A 3,300-nucleotide genomic window follows, 5' to 3' on the forward strand; every position below is an offset into this window, starting at 1 on the left:
CGCCGACACGGCTTGACGCCCGGCATCGAAACCGTGACGACGGCAGCGAGTGGGTCGGGTTGCCGCGCCAACGTGCGTCCGCCGCCAGCGAATGCGAACGTGATTACCGGTTCGTCGTCCGCCGACGTCGCGCAGCGGTAGCGCGTCAGCCCGCGACGAGCCGAGTGCGCCCACACCGGCCGAGTCCCCAACGAGGCTCGTTCGCTGCGGCGCGAATCAACCTCGGTGTGGTTTTTGGACTGCGCAAGCAGGGCCTGCACGACGAGCTCACCCGCGGGCGGCGGACCCGCTGACGCGTACCGCGGCATGGGTCGATTCGCCACGTGTGTTTCGCGCGGGCGTCACGGCGAGCCGATTCGCTCACAGGCCCGTCAGTCGCGCGGCGGGTACTTGTGCAGCTTGCGCTGCAGGGACCGCCGGTGGATGCCGAGCCGGCGCGCCGCCTCGGAGATGTTGCCACCGCAGTCCGACAGCACCCGGCTGATGTGCTCCCACTCGGCGCGCGCCAGCGACGGCGCGCGCAGATCCTCGGGCGCGGGCGGTTCGAGCGGCGGCGCCGACGCGCGCTGGAATGCCAGGATGACGTCGTCGGCGTCGGCGGGCTTTTGCAGGTAGTGGGCCGCGCCGAGCCGAACGGCGTCCAGCGCGGTCGCGATGCTGCCGTAGCCGGTGAGCACGACGATCTGCGTGGCCGCGTCGATCGCCTTGAGGTCGCGCACCAGCTCGAGCCCGGAGCGCCCGGGCATCTTCAGGTCCACCACCGCGAGCTCCGGGGACTCGGCGCGCGCGGCGGCGATCGCCTCGTCGTAGTCGGCGGCGGTCCGCACCTCGTAGCCGCGGTCGCGCATCGAGCGGGCGAGGCGCTCGCGAAAGATCTCGTCGTCGTCGACGATCAGCATCGACTGGGCGGTCACCGGAGGCTCGTGTGTAGTCGTCGTCATCCCGGCCTGGCCATGCGGTCATTTGTCGCAGCGTCGACCGGCAGCTCGATCGCGACGGTAGTCCCAGTTCCCGGGGACGATTCGATGGCCAGCGCGCCGCCGAGCCGCTCGACGACCGCGCGCGTGAGAAACAGGCCCAGCCCCATGCCCGCGCCGGGCGGTTTGGTGGTGAAAAACGGCTCGCCGGCCCGCTCCAACTGCTCGGGAGTCATGCCGTCGCCGCGGTCGCGGACGACCAGCGCGAGCCGGTCGTCGCGGATCGCCGCCTCCACGCGCACCGGGTGCTCGCCGCGGGTCGCGTCCTGTGCGTTGCGGATCACGCTGCGGATCGCCTGCGCCACCGCGCGGCGAGGGAGCCGCAGCCGGCGATCGCCGACGCCGTCGCAGTCGAGCTCGATCGCCGGCGCCGCGCGCGTGTCGTCGACCGCATCGGCCAGCAGCGCGTGCACCGACACGGTCGCGAGCCCCTCGCCCATCATCGCGCCGGCGTCGGCCGACATCTGCGCCAGGATCGACCGGCACCGCGCCAGCTCGTCGCGAATTAGGCGCACGTCGTCGGCCGAGCAGCCGGCCGTGCGGTCCATGTCGGCGACCACCGTGGCGATCGTCGAAAGCGGCGTCGACAGCTCGTGCGCCGCGCCCGCCGCCATGGTCGCGAGCGACGCCAGCCGCTCCTGGCGCTCCGCGAGCTGGCGCGCGCGCGACAGCTCCTGCTCGCGGTCGGCCAGCGCGCGCGTGACCCGCAGCAGGAAGTACACGATGAACGCCGCCGCCACGCCGAGCGCCACCCACATCCCGCGCAGGTGCGCGACCATGTTCTGCTCGTGGGTGCTCCCCACGTGAACCGGGTGCGCGTCGACGAACAGTACCGCCGAGCCCGCCAGCGACAGCACCGCGAGCGCCCAGGTCCACCGCGGCGGCAGCACGATCGCCGCCAGCGCGAGGTAGACCAGATACAGGAAGCTAAACGGGTTGGCCGGCCCGCCGCTGAAGTACAGCAGCCCGGTAAACAGCAGCACATCGACGGCCATGGTGGCCGCCAGCCACGCGTCGCTCACCGGCCGCCCGCGCGCAGCGACCACCGCGCAGCCGACGTTGACCGCCGCCGACATGGCCACCAGCCCGAACAGCGCCGCCAGCGGCAGGTGCACGCCGAGCGCCCACCGGGTGACCGCGATCGTGATCAGCTGCCCGGCGATCGCCGCCCAGCGCAGGCGGATCAGCCACAGGAAGTTGATCTGGCGCCGATCGTGGACCACGGTCCCAGGATAGCGTGCCACGCGCGGCCGGCGCGAACACGCCGCGGACAGCCCGGCGGTGCCCGCGCGGGCCGGGCGCTACTGCGCTTCGACGTCGTAGGCCGTCGAGACGTGGGGATCGTCGCCGATGTGCGCCCACGCGACCAGAGTGTACATCCCGGCGGGATCGAGCGTGACGCTCGCGGTGAACGAGCCGTCGGTCATCGAGCCGGTGAAGCTCGTGTAGGTGCCCTGCTCGCCGAGGCCGCAGTCCGCGACCCCGGCGCCGTCGCACACTCGGATCTCGGAGTGGTGCAGCTCGTCGTGGGACTCGTTGATCACCACCCAGGTGACGTCGAACGGCTCGCCGGCCGTGACCGTGTGGGGCGGCGGCGGGACGATCGAGACGTCGATCTCATGGTGGTGGTCGTGGTCATCTTCGGTGGAGCACGCCATCAGAGGGACAATCACAGCTAGCACGCACAGGATTCGCATGCGCGGGACTCTATCTCGACGTCCGGCGCCACCGGCTGCGCCACGGCGTCGCGCGACGAATTGCCGCAGCGTCACATCACGCCGTGAATCGAGGCGAGCACGCTGCGCTCCACCGCCTCGACCCGCGCCGCCGCGTCCGGATCGCGGAAGTCGACGCCGTCGAGCCAGCGACCGTAGTGGAGGCCGACCAGCACGCGCGGCGCCGGCGCGCCCGGCTCGGCGCGAAACACGCGCGGCGTGCCGTCGGCCGCGTCGAAGGTGATGCCGGTCTCCAGCGGCGCGCTCGACCGGATCTCGAACGGCTCCGGCGCGCCGCCGCCGGGCGGAACATAGGTTCCGCGCACCGCGAAGGTCTCGCCCGACAGCCCGCCGCCCCACCCCGGCCCGAGCTCGACCGTGGCGCCGCAGTAGCGCCCCGGCGGCGGCCGCAAGGTGGCGATCGCGATCGGCTCGGCGTCGCCGACCATCAGATCCACGACCACGCGCGGCTCGGCGAACGTCGCCGGCACGGGGTCGTGCGCGTAGGCGACCGCGGGCGCCAGCAGCGGCCGCGGCGCGCTCGCGCCCGCGCACGGATGGATCCGCACGCGCGTCACCGACACCGCGGCCTGCTCGATGCGCACCGC

At 72.9% G+C, this 3,300-nt stretch carries 4 protein-coding genes; all 4 read right to left on the reverse strand.

Going from position 1 to position 3,300, the window contains the following annotated elements; all coding sequences use genetic code 11:
- Positions 1-371: 371 nt before the first annotated feature.
- The 4 genes from D6689_22975 to D6689_22990 all read right to left on the reverse strand — a co-directional run bounded on the left by D6689_22975 (position 372) and on the right by D6689_22990 (position 3,297).
- Positions 372-941: a response regulator gene (locus D6689_22975; GenBank protein ID RMH35960.1), complete on the reverse strand. Its 570-nt coding sequence runs from the start codon at positions 939-941 to the stop codon at positions 372-374.
- Complete coding sequence (locus tag D6689_22980) at positions 938-2,200, reverse strand: sensor histidine kinase (GenBank protein RMH35961.1); 1,263 nt, start codon at positions 2,198-2,200, stop codon at positions 938-940. The genes D6689_22975 and D6689_22980 overlap by 4 nt, the downstream gene beginning before the upstream one ends.
- Before the next feature lie 78 nt (positions 2,201-2,278).
- Positions 2,279-2,635, reverse strand: coding sequence for a hypothetical protein (locus D6689_22985; protein ID RMH35962.1), 357 nt, complete (start codon positions 2,633-2,635; stop codon positions 2,279-2,281).
- 110 nt (positions 2,636-2,745) lie between these two features.
- Positions 2,746-3,297, reverse strand: coding sequence for a hypothetical protein (locus D6689_22990; protein ID RMH35963.1), 552 nt, complete (start codon positions 3,295-3,297; stop codon positions 2,746-2,748).
- Positions 3,298-3,300 lie beyond the last annotated feature (3 nt).

The sequence above is a fragment of the Deltaproteobacteria bacterium genome (genome assembly GCA_003696105.1).
Lineage (GTDB): Bacteria > Myxococcota_A > Polyangia > Haliangiales > J016 > J016.

Bases quoted from the DNA above. Each gene is read 5' to 3' on its own strand.
- D6689_22975 (RMH35960.1), bottom strand. From the start codon at position 941: ATGACGACGACTACACACGAGCCTCCGGTGACCGCCCAGTCGATGCTG.
- D6689_22985 (RMH35962.1), bottom strand. From the start codon at position 2,635: ATGGCGTGCTCCACCGAAGATGACCACGACCACCACCATGAGATCGAC.